At 39.3% G+C, this 18484-nt stretch carries 17 protein-coding genes and 1 pseudogene; 5 read left to right on the top strand and 13 right to left on the bottom strand.

Features of this window, described 5'->3' with window-relative positions; all coding sequences use genetic code 11:
• Positions 1-245: 245 nt before the first annotated feature.
• The 3 genes from ilvD to MHI34_RS16840 form a co-directional block, all read right to left on the bottom strand.
• The gene (gene ilvD / locus MHI34_RS16850) at positions 246-1916 is read right to left on the bottom strand and encodes a dihydroxy-acid dehydratase (RefSeq protein WP_036123280.1); all 1671 of its coding nucleotides are present in this window, start codon (positions 1914-1916) and stop codon (positions 246-248) included.
• Between the two features lie 372 nt (positions 1917-2288).
• Entirely contained in the window at positions 2289-3611 is a 1323-nt protein-coding gene (locus MHI34_RS16845) for a D-arabinono-1,4-lactone oxidase (RefSeq protein WP_342503685.1), read from the bottom strand.
• Positions 3599-4774: an amino acid deaminase/aldolase gene (locus MHI34_RS16840; RefSeq protein ID WP_342503684.1), complete on the bottom strand. Its 1176-nt coding sequence runs from the start codon at positions 4772-4774 to the stop codon at positions 3599-3601. Before MHI34_RS16840 ends, MHI34_RS16845 begins: the two co-directional genes overlap by 13 nt.
• 766 nt (positions 4775-5540) lie before the next feature.
• On the opposite strand from MHI34_RS16840, the gene MHI34_RS16835 reads away from it, so the two are divergent.
• Positions 5541-5798, top strand: a complete 258-nt coding sequence (locus MHI34_RS16835) for a GlsB/YeaQ/YmgE family stress response membrane protein (protein ID WP_036123271.1) — start codon at positions 5541-5543, stop codon at positions 5796-5798.
• A 35-nt stretch (positions 5799-5833) separates the two neighbouring features.
• Here the strand turns inward: MHI34_RS16835 and MHI34_RS16830 are convergent, their stop codons facing one another.
• Entirely contained in the window at positions 5834-6532 is a 699-nt protein-coding gene (locus tag MHI34_RS16830) for a lytic transglycosylase domain-containing protein (RefSeq protein ID WP_058844538.1), read from the bottom strand.
• A 204-nt stretch (positions 6533-6736) separates the two neighbouring features.
• Here MHI34_RS16830 and mscL point away from each other — a divergent pair, with 204 nt between their 5' ends.
• The 3 genes from mscL to MHI34_RS16815 all read left to right on the top strand — a co-directional run bounded on the left by mscL (position 6737) and on the right by MHI34_RS16815 (position 10342).
• A complete protein-coding gene (gene mscL / locus MHI34_RS16825) occupies positions 6737-7126 on the top strand; it encodes a large conductance mechanosensitive channel protein MscL (RefSeq protein ID WP_036123266.1) in 390 nt (129 codons plus the stop codon).
• A gap of 936 nt (positions 7127-8062) precedes the next feature.
• Positions 8063-9178, top strand: coding sequence for a methionine biosynthesis PLP-dependent protein (locus MHI34_RS16820; RefSeq protein WP_141903673.1), 1116 nt, complete (start codon positions 8063-8065; stop codon positions 9176-9178).
• Positions 9179-9181: 3 nt separating this feature from the next.
• Complete coding sequence (locus MHI34_RS16815) at positions 9182-10342, top strand: aminotransferase class I/II-fold pyridoxal phosphate-dependent enzyme (RefSeq protein WP_340809164.1); 1161 nt, start codon at positions 9182-9184, stop codon at positions 10340-10342.
• 137 nt (positions 10343-10479) lie between these two features.
• Here the strand turns inward: MHI34_RS16815 and MHI34_RS16810 are convergent, their stop codons facing one another.
• The gene (locus MHI34_RS16810; RefSeq protein ID WP_036123251.1) at positions 10480-10908 is read right to left on the bottom strand and encodes an NUDIX domain-containing protein; all 429 of its coding nucleotides are present in this window, start codon (positions 10906-10908) and stop codon (positions 10480-10482) included.
• A gap of 72 nt (positions 10909-10980) precedes the next feature.
• On the opposite strand from MHI34_RS16810, the pseudogene MHI34_RS16805 reads away from it, so the two are divergent.
• Positions 10981-11463 (top strand): annotated as a pseudogene (locus tag MHI34_RS16805) (GNAT family N-acetyltransferase).
• Positions 11464-11497: 34 nt separating this feature from the next.
• Here the strand turns inward: MHI34_RS16805 and MHI34_RS16800 are convergent.
• The 8 genes from MHI34_RS16800 to MHI34_RS16765 all read right to left on the bottom strand — a co-directional run bounded on the left by MHI34_RS16800 (position 11498) and on the right by MHI34_RS16765 (position 18476).
• Positions 11498-12376, bottom strand: coding sequence for a YwqG family protein (locus MHI34_RS16800; protein WP_342503683.1), 879 nt, complete (start codon positions 12374-12376; stop codon positions 11498-11500).
• A gap of 31 nt (positions 12377-12407) precedes the next feature.
• A complete protein-coding gene (locus tag MHI34_RS16795; RefSeq protein ID WP_036123245.1) occupies positions 12408-12746 on the bottom strand; it encodes a cupin in 339 nt (112 codons plus the stop codon).
• A 20-nt stretch (positions 12747-12766) separates the two neighbouring features.
• Complete coding sequence (locus MHI34_RS16790) at positions 12767-13303, bottom strand: hypothetical protein (protein WP_340809167.1); 537 nt, start codon at positions 13301-13303, stop codon at positions 12767-12769.
• Between the two features lie 118 nt (positions 13304-13421).
• Entirely contained in the window at positions 13422-13574 is a 153-nt protein-coding gene (locus tag MHI34_RS16785) for a YpzG family protein (RefSeq protein WP_004231380.1), read from the bottom strand.
• 129 nt (positions 13575-13703) lie between these two features.
• Positions 13704-15686 carry an AraC family transcriptional regulator gene (locus MHI34_RS16780; RefSeq protein WP_271910190.1) on the bottom strand — a complete coding sequence of 661 codons (1983 nt, stop codon included), beginning with the start codon at positions 15684-15686 and terminating at the stop codon, positions 13704-13706.
• 162 nt (positions 15687-15848) lie between these two features.
• Positions 15849-16166, bottom strand: a complete 318-nt coding sequence (locus tag MHI34_RS16775; RefSeq protein ID WP_036120141.1) for a DUF3784 domain-containing protein — start codon at positions 16164-16166, stop codon at positions 15849-15851.
• An 11-nt stretch (positions 16167-16177) separates the two neighbouring features.
• Entirely contained in the window at positions 16178-17458 is a 1281-nt protein-coding gene (locus MHI34_RS16770; RefSeq protein ID WP_340811434.1) for an alpha/beta fold hydrolase, read from the bottom strand.
• Positions 17459-17471: 13 nt separating this feature from the next.
• Positions 17472-18476, bottom strand: a complete 1005-nt coding sequence (locus tag MHI34_RS16765) for a DUF5808 domain-containing protein (protein WP_342503682.1) — start codon at positions 18474-18476, stop codon at positions 17472-17474.
• Positions 18477-18484 lie beyond the last annotated feature (8 nt).

Genomic DNA, 18484 nt, shown 5'->3' with positions numbered 1-18484 from the left:
TGACTGCATTTATACACCTATGCAAAAAATTTCACATCCAATAGGGTGTCATAAAACATTTATTCATTAATAACGAGCACTTTCGACTATGCCCGGAGCTATCTAATGGTGTAAACACGTTTAATAGCCCACTCCGAGGGGATGTCGGATCTAGTTGTATCGCCGGCTTCCAGCACGACCGGCTCTCTGGTAGATACAAGGCTCTAGAACCTTTAACCTCATCAACGTTTTCATTTATCTAGTTGTTAAATTTTCATTACGCCACCAGTGGAAGCGTTCGTCACTAATTTTGAATATCTTGCTAACCAACCACGTTTGATTTTTGGCTCAAAGACTGGTAATTTTGCACGACGTTCAGCTAAAACTTCATCTGAAACTTGTACATTAATCGTACGATTTGGTAGATCAATTTCAATAATATCTCCGTTTTCTACTAAGGCGATTGGACCGCCTTCAGCAGCTTCTGGTGAAATATGACCAATTGAAATACCTCGAGATGCACCTGAGAAACGACCATCTGTAATTAATGCAACCTTTGTACCAAGACCACGACCTTGTATCGCAGATGTTGGTGCAAGCATTTCAGGCATCCCTGGGCCACCCTTAGGTCCTTCATAGCGAATGACGACTACATGGCCCTCTTTCACTATTCCATTATCAATGTTTTCCTGCGCTGCTTCCTGGGAATCAAAGACGATTGCCTCTCCCTTGAATACCTTGATAGAAGGATCAACTGCACCTACTTTAATAACGGAGCCATCAGGTGCAATGTTACCAAATAACACCGATAACCCACCTACAGCACTATAGGGATTGTCTTTTGTTCGAATGACTTGATCATTCGTGATGTGATAATCTTTGACAAGCTCACCCATCGTTACACCTGCAACGGTTGGGCGATCTGGATGAATAGCTCCCGGAATGGATGTTAATTCATTAATAATGGCACTAACACCACCCGCTTTATTGATATCATCCATTGAAATATCGGATGCAGGCATAATTTTCGCTAAATAGGGTACTCGCTCTGCTACTTTATTAATATCTTCAATGTTGTAATCTATTTCTGCTTCATTGGCAATGGCTAATGTATGAAGAACAGTGTTTGTGGAGCCTCCCATTGCCATATCAAGAGCAAAAGCATCATCAATTGACTCTTTTGTAATAATGTCGCGTGGCTTAATGTCTTCCTTGACCATACGAATTAATTGTTTAGCTGCTTCTTTAATCAGCTTGTGACGCTCTTCAGAAGTGGCAACGATTGTACCATTCCCTGGTAGAGCAACACCGAGCATTTCCATTAAACAGTTCATCGAGTTGGCTGTAAACATCCCTGAGCATGAGCCACATGTTGGACATGCATTATTTTCAATATCTAACAACTCTTCAGATGACATCTTTCCTGATTTATGGGCTCCTACGCCTTCAAAAACAGAGGTTAAAGAAAGCTGCTTGCCTGAAGCAGAAGTACCAGCCTCCATTGGACCACCAGAAACAAAGATAGATGGTACGTTTGTGCGAACTGCTGCCATCAGCATCCCTGGTGTAATTTTGTCACAGTTTGGAATATAAAATACACCATCAAACCAATGTGCATTAATAACTGTCTCTGCTGAGTCTGCTATAATTTCACGACTTGGTAATGAATAACGCATACCAATATGCCCCATTGCAATACCATCATCGACACCAATTGTATTAAATTCGAATGGAATACCACCCGCTTCAATAATGGCTTCTTTCACTACATCAGCGAACGTACGTAAATGAACGTGACCTGGTATTATGTCGATATATGAGTTACAAACCCCAATAAATGGTTTGCCTAAATCTTTTGCTTTTACTTTGCCTGTTGCATATAAAAGACTTCGATGTGGCGCTCGATCTACGCCTACTTTAATCATGTCACTTCTCATTTTAAACGCCCCTCATTGCTATCCATACTATGTTCGTTGCTATAGACAAAATGTTCTGTCTTTTTAATTTTTGTTTATAGAGTAGCAGCCTACTAGATGGCTACTGCTGTAACGAACGTGTTAAATTGTTGTTATCATAGTACGAAAAAAAGGTCTCGTCAACAGTATTTTTTGAATTGTTCAAACAATTAAAAAAATCTGTCAAAATTGAAATCGTTTACATGCTGATTAAGCATCAGTTTTATCTCGCTTTGATAAAAATTTTGACATTTCGTTCAAATTTTAATTTTTCAATAATAACCAACAATGTAAGAGGCCATTGATTCCCATATTTTCGGACAAGTTGAATCATCTTATCTATAGAGATAACGCTTACAATAGAAACAATTTTTTTAAGTAGCCTGTAAAAAATACTTGATCGGGATCATATTGGTGTCGTATTTTTAAAAACTTTTTGATCTCTGGATACAGTTCGTAGACGGTTTGTGCTGTTAAATGGTGTTGTTTTCCCCAATGAGGTCGGCCATCATATTTTTGCATCAAAGTATGAACCCATTTAAAATAAGGCTCTTCTGACATCCCTTTATACATATGAAAGGCTATAAAAGCAGACTCGCGCCCCTGTGTTGGACTTAAAAAGCCTGTTTCCCCCGCAGTTGTTCGACACTCTAATGGAAAATGAACATTAAAAATCCCTTTTTTAAAGGTTGTATGAATTTCCTCCACGCATGCTTCAAATTGAGCGAGTGGAATGGCATATTCACTTTCTTGGAACTTCACACTACGAGGAGAAGGATAAATTTCATAGCTTATACCCACTTTTTCACTTTCCACGACATTTGCGGCTGCTATTTTACTCATAGCACCACTTAACGCTGGTTTCCACTTACAAAGTTCTGACATGGCAAAGAAAGCACCATTTTCAACAATTTGGAGCTTTAACGTTTCTATTTTTTTATTCCATTCACTTTGATAGATGGGTGCTACAGCATTCATCCGTTTTACTTGAATCGTCTCACTGCCAGGGAAATAAAACCATTCCACATGGCGATGTTGGCGAATATCCTCTGCGAATAGTGTGAGACCATTGCTCAAAGTTTCTCTTGCCCCAACATAATGCAAGCTATAAAGTGGCATGACTTTGATCGTTACTTTGACAAGGACACCAAGCATACCGAGCGATACATGTAGTGCTTCAGATAAATCGTCCATTCCCCTCCTGTGCTCCTGATATGTGCCAGTGCCATCTACAAACCCCCATGTCATGACAGCAGACGACAGAGAACCAAGTGTAATCCCTGTACCATGTGTACCCGTTGATACTGCTCCTGCAATCGTTTGCTCCTGAATATCCCCCATATTGATTAAAGCAAAGCCGTACTTCTCCAGCATTGGTCCAATTTCATATAGGTAGGTACCAGCCCATAATGTTGCCTCCTGCTTTTCCTCATTCACAGCGATTAATCCACGCATATTATGTAAGGAAATAGCGATATGCTCTGGCATAGCCACAGCGCTAAAAGAGTGAGCTGCCCCTGTAACCCGAATCGTTTTTCCCGCTTCACGTGCATGCTTGACAATGGTTGAAACTTCTTCAACCGATTGTGGTAAGTACATTTCACTCGGATAAGAAATAACATTCCCCGCCCAATTTGTCCACTTTTCACCATTACGCCATTTTTCTATAGAAAACATTGTCCATCCCCCCTATATGTTGTGTAAGGCCCCATATACTTGTCCTCTCGAATCCCATGGAGTACTTGAAAACGCTCACAAAGCTCCCCTGCTTTTGCATGTCTAAAATAGATCGTATCACCAATATTAATATGTTTTCCTTTGACCTTTATAGGCGTTTGTACTTCTCCTGCTCCTTCTAAGCTAAGATATGCAAAATTGCTAGGTTCATAGAATACAGGTAAGCGATCCAACCCAATTGCTCCAGAAGCCGTATAACCACCACCATGACAAACAACAATATTTTTTTCAGGCTTTCTCGTTACACTCAAAGCAAATCCAGCTGCCTTTTCTAGCTGTAAATGTGTAAATTGATCGAACAATGCAGGTGCATAAAAAGCGGAGCCTACTGTAATTTCAGTCACTTCTTTCTGCTGATTGGTATATAACATGCTCCCTGAGCCTCCACCATTGACGAAGCGTAAGTTTGGAAAATACGCCTTGATATGGGCTATCGCTAAGCGACGAAATTGGGTTACTTGTTTTTTAGCTTGTACTTGCATTGCCTCAATCACTTTGCCTTTTATTGCATTCGCAGGACGATTGCCAACGCCTGCTATTTGAGCCTCATAGCCCATTGCACCTACAACCTCAATCGCTGATGTTTTTTGAATCTCTTGCAAAAAAGGTGTCAGCGTCTCAAGAGAATACAACGATGAACGTTTAGTCCCGAAATACAGTACTTTAAAATCATTCGAAACATTAATATCAATGCAAACCTGTACACGTACACCTATTTCTAGTCCCAGCTTCGCTAATAGTTGGATATGTTCTGGCCGATCCACCATAAAAGTAACGCTCTTCCCGTCTTTGACGAAATGTAGCAAGCGACGAATAGCTGCTTCCTCCATTACTGGATAGCCCAGTAATAAATCATCAAATTGCTGCTGTAGTAAAAAAATGGTCTCTGCCGCTGTGAATGTCATAAAGCCTACAACATTAGCAAGGTTTTTCTGAACATAACGAAGCACTTCAACAGAACGAATCGATTTTGTCGCAATACGAATTTGCTTGCCACCACAAGCCTCTTGCACAGTTCGTATATTTTTATCCAGCGCATCTAAGTCCAACCAAGCAAATGGTCTTTCCAAATCACTAAACGCTCGATCCAATCTTGTCGTCATTTAATCCCTCCTGTATATACTATGTATTTGATAATTTACAGAATAATTTTGTTATTCATGAGTCAAAATAAAAACAACCGTGCGCTTTTTATTCAATAAGTCGACACAGTTGTTTTAGAATGGGACAAACATTTCATTCACCTTTCTATTCAATTGGTTACGATGCGTATAAGAAATCGGCTGCAAGATTTAGCAGCACTAACAAATGCAGACCAGCAATCAGAAAACCTTGACGATTTAAACGTTTCATAACAGCCATATTCATATGCAACACGCTCCTTTTTTCTCATTATAATCCTTTTAAACAGAATTTTCAAACTATTAAAAGGTGAAAATTTAACCATTTTCCATTCATATAAATAAAAAATGAACAACCGTATAATTGATTGAAATTCTGCTTCAACAAAAAATGCATTTTTTCATGGATAAAAAGGTGGTTTTTGCAAATATTTAGTCAAACGGCTGATTTTGGAGCGTTCCATCTATTTTTGGTACGAATTGAATGCGTGAACATACTATAGAAGTAAGCGAAAATCGGTGTATGTACAATATAGAAGTAATTGTAGTTAATGTGGACATTTTCACAATCATTTATGCAGTTGGAGTTACGTTATTGTGGGCATGATGAAAGAGCTGCATTCATTTGTCTACAGCCATTATTACAGCATGTAATAATTACTAAACAAAATCGCAGTGTTTAATCTACTCCATTCAGGGTATAACTAAGTAATCGCCATTATATCTTAATTTTAAGGAGATGAAAATAATGATTAGTTTCATTTGGTATTTAATCATCGGAGGAATTCTTGGATGGTTAGCTGGCGTAATTTTAGGTAAAGATGTACCTGGTGGCATCATCGGGAATATTATTGCAGGGATTGTTGGTTCTTGGATCGGTAGTATGGTTTTAGGGAACTGGGGTTGGAGAGTAAGTGATTTCTACGTGTTCCCAGCACTGATCGGTGCCGTTGTGTTGATCTTTATCGTCAGCCTTATTTTAAAAGGTATGCGTAAAGCAACTTAAATATGTAATAAAGAGCCATCCATGGTGATGGCTCTTTATTTTGCTTCATTTAGTAAAACGGTTGCTCGGAGTTCATCGTGATAATTATTATACAATTGGTAGTAATACAATACATTTTCTACATATTCTTCACTATGATTGTATTGATACACAGCTTTCTTAATATTACCTTTGGCAGCGCCGTATTTAGCTAAATAATTAGCTGCACTAAATACCGCATCCTCAATATCATAGGGATCGGCTATACCATCCCCATTCGCGTCTACGCCATATCCTCCATATTTAGCAATTGTCTCTGGATTCATTAATTCAGCCTTCGTGATGTTTCCTTTTCCTAGTCCTGAACAAGTAGGATGCTGCCAGCCAACGAACGTGCACGGCATAAATTGCATATGCCCTTCTGCCCCGGCAGATGAAACCATTGATTTCACTGTAGAAAATCGCGTTTCAATTCGATGATGTGCAGCAAGCAATGTCCATGGCACACCATATTTCTCCTCCGCTGCTACATATACCGGAATGTATTTCTCTGGAATGTCCATATCGAAATGTTGTTGAATCTCCTCAATTGCCTTTTGCTGTGCAAGCTTTTCGAAAATCGGTAATGTTTGAAGTTCCTTCCACGCAAAAAATGTCAGGACATACACCGTTATCGCAACGGGAATCAATAATGCTATCATACCCAATTTTGTAGCGGGTGATAACATGGCTTTGTTGTTCTTTTTCTTTGTCATACGTCACACCTAATCTAGTATTCTTTTTCTATATTACCAAATTTTTCGTTATATGTAGTAAATCTTTTAATTTTTGTAAGATAGAAACTTCCAGTTGTAGGTTGCTATTCATTTTCACTATAAAAGCAGTTGAAAGGTTTGCTAAAAATATAGTAAAATACAGATTGATTCATTATATTGGATAATAATAGGGAGGCATTTATTTTGTGGAAAGACTTTAAAGAATTTGCAATGAAAGGCAATATTGTCGATCTAGCAGTAGCAGTAGTCATCGGTGGTGCTTTCGGTAAAATTGTTACCTCCTTAGTTGAAAATATCATTATGCCATTAGTTGGTATTTTAACAGGTGGTGTTGATTTAACAAAGAGCTTTGTTTTTGGCTCTGGTGAAGCCCAAGTCAATTTAGGTGTATTTCTACAATCAATTATTGATTTTTTAATTATTGCATTTGCCATTTTTATGGCGCTCCGAATTATGACGAAGCTTACACGTAAAAAAGAAGAAGCAGTCGTTGAAGAGCCAGCTCCTGAATTAGATGCAAAAGAAGAGCTCCTCAAAGAAATTCGTGATTTACTCAAAAAAGAACAAGCCTAACATATGACACCAAAGGATCTGCCTTATTCGAAAGAAGCAGATCCTTTGGTTTTGTATCCTTCTCTTTGGCTGTTCTATCCGCTACTTTCCTTATTCTATCCACCAACTTTATGCGTATCCTTCTCTTTCTCTGTTCTATCCATCTCTTTCCGCATTTTATCCACTACTTTCCTTACTCTATCCACCAGTTTTATGCGTATCCTTCACTTCCTTTGCTCTATCCATCTCTTTCCACGTTTTAACCGCTACTTTCCTTATTCTATCCACCAACTTTATGCGTATCCTTCTCTTTCTCTGCTCTATCCATCTCTTTCCACGTTCTATCCGCTGCTTTTCTTATTCTATCCACCAACTTTATGCGTATCCTCCACTTTCTCTGCTCTATCCTTCTCTTTCCACGTTCTATCCGCTGCTTTCCTTATTCTATCCACCAGTTTTATGCGTATCCTCCACTTTCTCTGCTCTATCCTTCTCTTTCCGCATTTTATCCACTACTTTCCTTACTCTATCCACCAACTTTATGCGTATCCTTCTCTTTCTCTGTTCTATCCATCTCTTTCCGCGTTCTATCCGCTACTTTCCTTACTCTATCCACCAACTTTATGCGTATCCTCCACTTTCTCTGCTCTATCCTTCTCTTTCCGCGTTCTATCCGCTGCTTTTCTTATTCTATCCACCAACTTTATGCGTATCCTCCACTTTCTCTGCTCTATCCTGTTAACTTAACTAGAAGCTCCCACACATTGTTGCTCATAATTTAATAATCAATCTCCTACTATTCCTACGTGATTAACCATAAATAATCTAGCTAATTTTCAGAAAACACCCTTGTTCTTCTTTAGTATCCATGTTAAATTGGTAACAATTATTGAGAATACTAATAAATTGAAAGCGAAAATTGTCGCTTTTAATAATATTGGAGAAAAGAGTGACGTCATGACATTAAACAGAAGTATTGAAACAAAACTTGTACAACTAGGAAATTTAAGTGACCCCATAACAGGTGCTGTGAGCCCACCGATCCATTTATCGACTGCTTATAAACATGCTGGAATTGGTGAATCTACTGGCTTTGACTATACACGTACAAAAAATCCTACACGTGCTCTTTTAGAAGAAGGGATTGCTGATTTAGAGGGTGGCGATATGGGCTTTGCCTGTAGTTCAGGGATGGCTGCTATTCAATTGGTGTTATCCTTATTTAAACCAGGCGATGAGTTAGTCGTGCCTGATGATTTATATGGCGGTACCTATAGACTATTTAACTTCTTCCAAGAAACCTATAATATCAAGCCTGTTTATTCAAAGTTTGAATCGGTTGAACAGGTGGAAGCATTAATAACTGAAAATACTCGTGCGTTATTCATTGAAACCCCAACAAATCCACTTATGCAGGAATTCGATTTACAAGTGTATGCAGAGTTAGCCCACAAGCATGGAGCCTGGTTAATTGTAGATAATACCTTCTATACACCATACTTCCAACGCCCTATCGAACTAGGAGCTGACATTGTCCTTCACTCTGCTACAAAATATATCGGTGGTCATAATGATGTTTTAGCTGGTTTAGTTGTGGCTAAAGGTAAGGAATTAGCTGAACGCATTGGCTTTATTCATAATGGCAGTGGTATGGTGCTAGGCGCTATGGATTCGTGGTTACTTATTCGCGGTTTAAAAACTTTACATCTTCGATTAAAACAGCATGATGCAAATGCAAAAGCCATTGCTGCTTATTTAGAGGAAGAAGCATTAGTGACTGATGTACTTTATACAGGAAAAGGTGGCATGCTGTCATTCCGCTTGCAAAAACCTGAGTGGATTGACCCATTCCTTCGTAACTTAAAGTTAATTACTTTTGCTGAAAGTCTTGGCGGTGTGGAAAGCTTTATTACATATCCTGCCACACAAACACATGCAGATATGCCATATGAAGAGCGTGTTGAACGTGGCGTTTGTGATCGTTTACTTCGATTCTCTGTCGGTATTGAGGAAGCAGAAGATTTAATTGCAGACTTACAACAAGTATTCGATATCCTAAGAAAGGAGGCATAATTTATGAAGCAACGTATTGAAACGAGCCTCATTCATGCAGGTGTTCGTGATGGCTATGGTAATAAAAAAGGGGCTGTCAATGTTCCCATGTATCTGTCCTCTACCTTCCATCAAGAAAGTATGGATGAGTTTGGAGAATATGATTATGCTCGCTCAGGCAACCCTACGAGAGACGCATTAGAAAAAGCTGTGACAGAACTTGAAGGTGGTGTTCGCGCTCATGCCTTTTCTTCGGGCATTGCAGCGGTATCAGCAGCGTTAATGCTGTTATCCCAAGGGGACCATATCGTCATGACCGAGGATGTTTATGGTGGAACCTATCGTTTTGTGACAAAGGTGTTACCACGCTTTGGTATTTCCCATACATTTGTAGATTTCACGGATCTAGCAGCAGTAGAAGCAGCAATAACGCCAGCTACGAAGCTGCTTTATATGGAAACACCATCAAATCCGACATTAGGCATCACAGATATTCGTGGCGTGGTGGCACTAGCGAAACAACACCAATGTCTGACGTTTTTAGATAATACCTTTATGACACCGTTACACCAACGTCCACTAGAACTTGGAGTTGATGTCGTCATTCATAGTGCAACTAAGTTCTTATCTGGTCATTCTGATATTATTGCTGGCTTAACAGTTACAGCAGATGACAAGCTAGGACAAGAGCTATACTTTATCCAAAATTCTTTTGGCAATATTTTAGGTGTACAAGATTCTTTCACACTGCTACAAAATATCAAAACAACAGATGTGCGCTTTAGTCGCTCTGCTGAATCTGCACAAAAAATTGCAACATTTTTAACTACAAATCCACTGGTTGAGCAAGTCTACTATCCTGGACTTGCCTCACATCCAGGGTATGACATTCATCAACGTCAAAGTACAAGTGGTGGGGCTGTATTGTCTTTCCGTTTACCGAATTATGCAGCCGCAAAAGCATTAGTCGAAGCAATGACAATTCCTGTTTTTGCGGTCTCTCTTGGGGGTGTGGAATCAATTCTTTCTTACCCAGCAAAGATGAGTCATGCTGCTATGGAGCCTGAGGAGCGTGCAAAACGCGGCATCACAGATGGACTTTTACGATTTTCAGTGGGACTTGAGCATGTGGATGATTTAATTGCTGATTTTGCACAAGCCTTAGAGATTGCGGCCAAGGCTTGATTGAACCAACCTGAAAGAGACCGTTAAAAAACCCTAACTATTTTACGAAACACTCATTGCGTGTTTTATCATAGTTAGGGTTTTCTATTTGTTAATAGCTAAAGTAGTCATGCCACCGCATCTTTATAATCCTACGTTCAATTTTTCACCTTTCCTAACACACGGTATAAATAATCACCATGCCCCTTTGCTAGTAGCGCTTCTTGCTCAGCAGAAATCCAATAAAATGAAAAAATTAAATCCGCTTCATTTAAGCCCGTTGGATGATGTTGCCATGAATCTTGTGTTTCATCGGATGTTAAATGATAAAAATAACGTTTCTGTAAAATACCTGACGGATGATTAAAATAGTCCTGTGCAATTAACCTCTGAACGACAAGTGTTGTTAGACCAGTCTCCTCCAACATTTCACGCTTCACAGCTTCTAAAGGTGTTTCGCCCTCTTCTACTGTACCTTTGGGCACTTGAATACCTGCACCAACTGAATTCTGTTCAAATACGAGCACTTGTAATTGTTCTTCATGCTCTCTCGTAATATAGCCAAATGCTTTTTCCACTACTTGCATGAAAGTGACCCCCCATTTCGACTGATTGAATGTTACAATAAAGATAAAAATTGGAATTTCAGGTGAAAAGTGTTGACATTTATTATACGACAGATGCTAGAAAATGACATTACATTTGTACAAGAAATTGCTAGAACAAGCTGGCACCATACATATGAAGGAATCATCCCTCGTGATATTCAAGATCGCTTTTTACAAATGGCGTATAGCAGTAACCGTTTAACACAGCGCTTCACTACTAGCCTATTTTTAGTCGCAATCGTCGATGAATCGCTAGTAGGCTTTGCTAATTTCTCAAATGTTACACATGGTGAGGCAGAGCTGCTTGCCATTTACTTGCATCCTGATAGCCAGGGGAGTGGTATCGGTTCAGCTCTTTTACAAAGAGGGCTAAACATGCTTCCCAGCCTATCGTCATTATTTGTTTGTGTAGCAAAAGAAAATACAATTGTTTATCAGGCAAAGTGATTCCACAAGCTAGTAGAATTCGATGAGTGTTTCGATGGTTATCCGCTTAAAACAGTGAAAATGGTGAAACAACATGAAAAAGGATAACGGTTGCTTTGACAACCGTTATCCCCCTTTGTTTTTAAAAGCATTGTAAGACAACCCATGTCTGATCAAAGCGGGTCTTTTGGCAATCATCCTCACGAATCCAAAAATACAATCTACCGCTATCTCCCCACATATATCCAAGCTCTTCTTCTGAATCAAGTTGAAGCAATAATCGCCAGTCTGTTGCCCCAGCCTCTAATTCCCTTCGAAGGAGATCATTATAGCCAGTTGAATCGCCACAATATAAGCCATTGGAGACAAGCTGACATTGTAAGTACATATCCCCTTGAATAGCATCTGGAAAACCGTCTATGCGATGAACGGCTCCATTTGCATCAGCTTCTTCCATCGATTCATATGCAAGGTCTCTCAAATTATCTGCTTCCTCTTCCGTTAGAGTTTCTTCTAAATCATCCCAAAATGGAGATTCCCAGGGCGGGAGTGTCCATTCATTTTTAAACTGCAGACTTGCACTGGCAATGTCGCCATGTTTGAGTAAGATAGCAGGTATTTTTATTCTTGTAAGGCTACTAACTGGTTCTGTGAAATAGAAAACATTGAAGCCATCATAGTCTTTCGGATCGTATCCCCATGGTTGCTCGGCTGCATCATAGAAAAAGGACAATAATCCATCTGTAGGTAATAAATTGTTGGTATCGTAAGATTTGATATCCTTTACATGTAGTTGGCAAAGGAAATACAACGGTCTCTTATCGTTCGTATATGGCCACACAAAATCTGTGGGAACATCCGGACAGCCACCTATTTTTGAATGGCCAATCGGAATTTCTTCATCAGCATTTTGCTTAGCTACCATACGTATAGAGCTTCTAGTATAAGCTGCTATTTGCTCAGCCTTATGTGCTAACCCATAGTCTTTCAACCATTTGTTCCATTTTTCTGTGTTGCTCAATGCCTTCCCCTCCTACCGTTACACACGTTTTTTATGTAAGATGTATATGCTCAGCTTGGATCACAAGTGCTGTCAAGCCTGTCGTACTACCAGATTCATGCGCCTGTCCTTGATGCCAAAGCACACCCTGTCCAGATTTTATGGTGATTTTTTCATCATCTTCACCACGAACCCAGCCTTCGCCATGCATCACGATAAAAAGCTGAGGAACAGGGGCTTCATGCATACCAACTACCCCATTTGGCTCAATATAGATAAAACCGATATTCACTGGCTCTTCTGTTTTCATAATGTTCCGATAAAATGCATTGTTTGATTGATATTGATGAATTTGCTTCGCTAAATCTTGTGTATATGAGATGAATTGCATTTTTCTATGTTCCTTTCATGCTAGGCTAATTCTTCCTGTGCAAATGCTAGCAGTGTACCATCTTCTGATTTGCCATAAAAAGCAAAGGCATCATAGCCAATACTTTTTATCATCTCCCAATCTGCTGTTTCTCCGTTGAGTAGCTGTACATTGCCATGTTCATCTACCTCATAGTCTTCTGCTTCTTCGTCATAGTCAATATTATAGAAAAATGATAGGACAACTTCTGTTGTGGGCAAAAGATATTTCCGTAGTGGACGATGGATACGCTGCTCCTCCGTAAATTCATCACAAAATAGCGCATTATAGCCATGTAAGGTTGCATCAAATAGCAAAATTTCCTCCGCCGTTAAAGGGTCTTTTGCAACGATTCTAGCGGTTGCTCCAGTAATGAAAGGCAATGCCTCACCTTCGATTGTTAGTAAATCTCCATAGTACCAAATTTCAAACTGTTTATTCCCTGTGCTGGAACAAAGCTGTAACTGTGATTCAACTGCCTCTAGCTGTTCAACATTTTCTGCATATGACTGTAAATAAGTTGGAATAGTAATATTCATAGCCTTCCTCCCCTTTTCTTCCTTATAACGTATTATAATACATTCCGCCTTCTATTTTTATCCATAAAAAAACCCAGAATTTTTTCTGGGCTTGATGACACTTACTTTTCTAACATGATTAAAACTGACGGGCCTTTGCTTCACTTCGCAAGAGGCGATTATGGAGAGTTATCTCCGTTTCACCATTTACTTGCGATTTGGATCGCTTAATCCTTGACCAGTTGCGGTGGATTTTTTGAGATTTTGGATCTAATTGTTCGAACCTACTCATTTTTCATCCTCCTCATCATTATAGATTTCATAAGTGAAATCTTCTTTATTATGACCAGCTAGGATGAATTTATACAAACGGCCATTCATCAGAAAATAGCTCTACTTTATTGCAAAATGAATGCAGGTTTTACTTGCTTTTTATTTTTTTCTCCAATAAAACTTTGACAATTTTCTCAAGTTGTAGGTCTAAAGAGTAAGGATCTTCCATGACAAACTCATCATCGAACTCACCATACATATAAACATTGCCATTTTTAACAGCAGGTGCTCCCTGCCAAATCGGACTATTCAAAATTTCTTCTGCATCTTCTTGCGAATTGACATAGACAAATACATGATCGCCTAAATACTGTGGCAATACCTCTAATGAGATATTTTCAAAGCCCTCTTTCATGTTTAAAGCTTGCTCTGTTGGAGGTAATTTCAACATCTGATAAATGGTGTTACTACCATAATTCCCTCCCTCAGCAGCTAACACAAATAAACCTGTAGGGCTTAATTGCACGACTGATACCGTTTCACCTTCTTTAATGATGCCATCGATTTGTTTTCGAGCATCTTCTACCCTCTGTTCATATTCTTCTATCCATAACTCAGCTTCTTGCTCTTTTCCAAATACTTCAGCAATTCTTCTAAATTTTTCTAATGGTCCAGCCGTCGAAAGCTCTTCCCAGTAAGGAATAAAAACAGTAGAGCCGATTTTTTCATATTGTTCAATATTTTTCTCAATCGACCCAATGATTAAATCGGGCTCTAGCATAATGAGTTTTTCAGGATTCATTGGGAAGCCACCTAAATTCTCGATTTTAGCGAGCGTTTCTTGAGGAATCCCCGCTTTCTCAATCCAACCTTCCGTTAACATGCCTTCGCGGACACCAACTGGAATAATTCCTAACTTTAAAAGCTGCCCCATATATTGATCAGCCGCTACACGCTGTGGCTGAGCTGGAATTTCTACATCACCTCTAGGCGTCGAAACAATTCTTGTCTTTCCTTCTTGTACAGCCTCTTGTCCACTATTCGCTTGTGATTCCACTTGATTTGTCGATGATGAGGCTCCATTTGTATTTGAGCATGCTGCTAGCAGCAATGATAGGCACATAAACAACGTCATAGCCTTTACTTTCATATTTTTGTACTTCGACATTTCATTTACTCCCTTTCGTTGATAATGATTTTCAATTTCATCATCAATATAACACTCGAATTGTTTTGGGAGAATAGCATATCTTCTTTTCCAAAGTGGCAATTCTTCATCTTCCAGTTGCCGCTTTTGCCTCCATGCCACTTTAAATTGTGCTGGAGATACACCCTTGTATCGTTTAAAGCTTCGGCTCAAGGAATGACCGTCAGGATAACCGACATGCTCCGCAATTTCCTGCAACGTAGCATCTGTTTGCACGAGTAATGCCGCTGCTTTATTGACACGCATTTCACCTAAATAATGAATCGGGCTTGTATGCATTTTTTCTTTAAACAGTTTTGATAAATAACCAATGCTACAGCCTAACTCTTGCGCTATGATGTCTAGTGTTAGAGGCATATGCGCATGTTCCTCTATATAGCGAACTGCCTGCGCCACCATATCTGGCTTTACGGGATGAATTCCCTGTCCATGCATTTGCCGCAATAATTCATAGATAAATTGATAGAATAATGATTTTATATGTAAATTTTTCAGCTCTTTGTCATGGGCCTGTTGCCAAACTATCTTCATCTGCTCTGCTCTGTCAAGTAATGCAAGAGGATGAGCTGGCACAAAAGCATATTGATAGTGGAAAGGATTATGATTTTCCATCAAGGCTACCATTTCTTGGCGATGAGGTAACGGAAGTATTGCCTTATAGAAAATCATAAAGTATTCAAACTCTTTCTCCGCTACAATCTCTACATCCACCCCTTTTCCTGCATGCAGGACGTGAAACGGGTGTACCAGATGTCTGTTTTTATCCAGCCAGATTTGAGCATTCCCTCTTTTTGTATAGAGAAAGGCACTGGTCGGCAATCGATAGGGACCAAAATCCTCTCCCTGCTCCATCATTGTCAATCGTACATCCATAATTTTGATGTATGCGTGATTCCATAAAAGTATATGATCACTTAATTTCATCGAGCTCAAGCACTCCTTCTAGTTTAACCAATAGCATGTCTCTAGTTTAACAGAAATCCCACTAATTGATAATAATTCTCATAGATAAAATGCATTTCCTTCAAATGTAGCCAAACAAAATGGACTTGTCATTGCATTGACCAAGTCCATTTTATATCCTTCTTATTTTTTGAAACGATTGCCTGTGTTCACATAGATCATTAAAAAGATCGTCAATGCTACGAAAAGAACAAGTCCGATACTAAAAAATAACCACTGTGTATGAAAAAGTTCATTAAGAATCCATAAAAGCACACAAAAGCAGTAGCCATACATCATTTTCCCCATAAATCTCGCCAATGCTTGCTCATCATACTGCTTTTTTTCTTCTTCTGGCATCGTATTAAATCCTGCGATTAAAAACGCTCCTTTCCCTTGGGACAGCACAATGGCAAAGGTCAGAAATAGCAGCATGATAATTCCATATACAAAGATACTCATCGTTCATCATCCTACTCTTCATTAATAAATTGCTGAATCGCTGGTAGTAATTTTTCATGTAATGGCAATGAAGGGTCTGAATAGGTTGCTAAGTTTCCTGCACGATCTGCTGGAGCCTTTTTCAATACATGGTTCATACCCTCCATATAAAGTAGCTTCGCCTCTGGTTTGCCTTTCTTTAATGCCTCGGCATCGACTTCCTTTACTTGTAAATCCGTTGTTCCTTGTACGATTAATACACGGCTTTTTACTTTCTCCAACTCGTCAGCAGGATGGTACTTTAGCAAGGAAATCAGGAAAGGCTGAACAGATGGACGGAAGAGGGCTTGCAGCTCTGGCGAAGCAGTTGTCACCTGCTTGCCTTGCTTTAAAGCTGTCAAAATATCCGTTGATTCATTGTAAAGCTTCGGTGCTAACTGACCTTTTAATTGCTCTAAGAGTACTACGTCCAATGGTCTTCCAGCACCTGCGATAGAGACGAAGGACGCTACCCCTGTTTTTTGAGCTGCTAGCAAACCAATGAGTGAGCCTTCACTATGACCAATCACGTGTACACTTGTATAAGCTTTATCCGCCATCAATGTTTGTAGGATTTGTACTGCATCATCCACGTATTGATCAAACGTCCCATCTTCTTCCTTTGTTAAGAGCGCTTGATTATCACCAAGTCCTCGCTTATCATAGCGAACCGTCGTAATGCCCTCTTGTGCTAAACCTTCCGCCAGCATTTTTAAGCTATTATTTTTACCAGCTAGAGCGGAATTACCATCTTTATCAGTTGGCCCAGAGCCTGCTATAATGAGAGCCACAGGCGATGGCGACGTGCTCGCTTTTTGTAAAGCAACAGTTAAGTCTCCCTGTTGAACAGGAATTTTTAGTTTTTCATAGGTAACGGGCTGCTCTTTATAAGCCGTTAAAATTAGGGGGAAATTCCCACCATTTTGTTGAAATGTAGCCTCTATTTGTCCATTTTTTAATATGCCGTTTATCGCAATAACAGAGCCGTTCAAATGAATAGATACTTTCACATTGTCATCTGTATACTTGACACTTTGAAATGGAAAATTAGATAAACCTTGTGCTGGAACAGATAATGTACCACTATCCTTCTGTAAATCGACGATAATTGGCAGTGCTCCATTAGGCGTTTCAATATTTCCCTCCCATTTTCCGATAAACTGTTCATTCATTGCACTTTGCCCCTTTGTCTCTTGATTGTCCGCAGTGACCTCTTTTTGCCCACAGGCACTTAAAAGTAACAATGTGCAACATAACAATAACCATTTTTTCATCCAATCTTCCTCTCTATATGAAGATCACCAATAAAATTGGCAATAAGGTAATACCGATTATGATGTAGCTCCATTTATTCGCAAAATTGACAGTCCATCCGATTCCAAATTTTTTCGGCACTAATAAGGATGGATCGTTTTTGTTACAATAAAAAATCCCCCATTTCCAGTATTGATCATCTGCCGCAGCTGTTTCATTTGTATGTACCTCATCAAAACGTTCATTGCTTTTACTGAGCTTCCAAATTAATACTAGTAAGCCACCTAATGTAACGATATTAAAGACAAGAAAAAGGGGAAAAAAGTATGGGGCTGTTTGGTCATGTAAAATAACGGTTGTATAATGTAAAACAATAAATAGAATCGTCATACTAAAATTAATCGCTGCTAAATACCAGCTACCATATTTGCGTTGAGTCAGTTCCCGATGAACTGAGGCTTCTCTAGCCTGTGCACTCAATTGAATTTTGGCACTTTTCATCCCTTGGCCCATGATGAAAAAGCTAATTTGTATCGCTAATAATATCAGTGGCATACTGATGACGGAGAGCCTAGTTTTTTCAGTCCAACCATCCGCCTCCCCTGCACCATTCCAATGCGTGGCAAAAATTGCTGGAATGGTGTCATAATTCATGTACGTAAAAACAATCAATGCCAGTGTCATGATGATAGGTAAACTAAAAAATAAGGGCGATAGTGTTTCATCTTTTTGGCGGATTGTTAAGTCTGTTACATGCACCGTTTTAATGTTTGTTTCCCATTGTTCCTGTCCCTTTAAATTTTTCGTTTTAACATGGTAACTCATGTAAAGACCAGATGATAGCAGGAGCATGACATACAAAAGGATAAAGGAGATTAAAGACGTCTTCTCCTCCTGCATAGGCGACAAAGAGAATCCGATTTGACCTAGTAAAAATAAGCCTGCAATTCCTCCGATAATTTGACTATAACGCTTCTTCCAAAGCTGTAATTGAGGATGCTTGACATAAAGGTTCTGGTATCGAAACACCAAAAACATTAGTTTTT

Origin of the sequence: Lysinibacillus sp. FSL L8-0126 (genome assembly GCF_038630385.1) — a bacterium.
Classification (GTDB): domain Bacteria; phylum Bacillota; class Bacilli; order Bacillales_A; family Planococcaceae; genus Lysinibacillus; species Lysinibacillus fusiformis_D.
The sequence above is the reverse complement of the archived record's forward strand: the minus strand, read 5'-3'. Positions and strand labels throughout refer to the sequence as shown.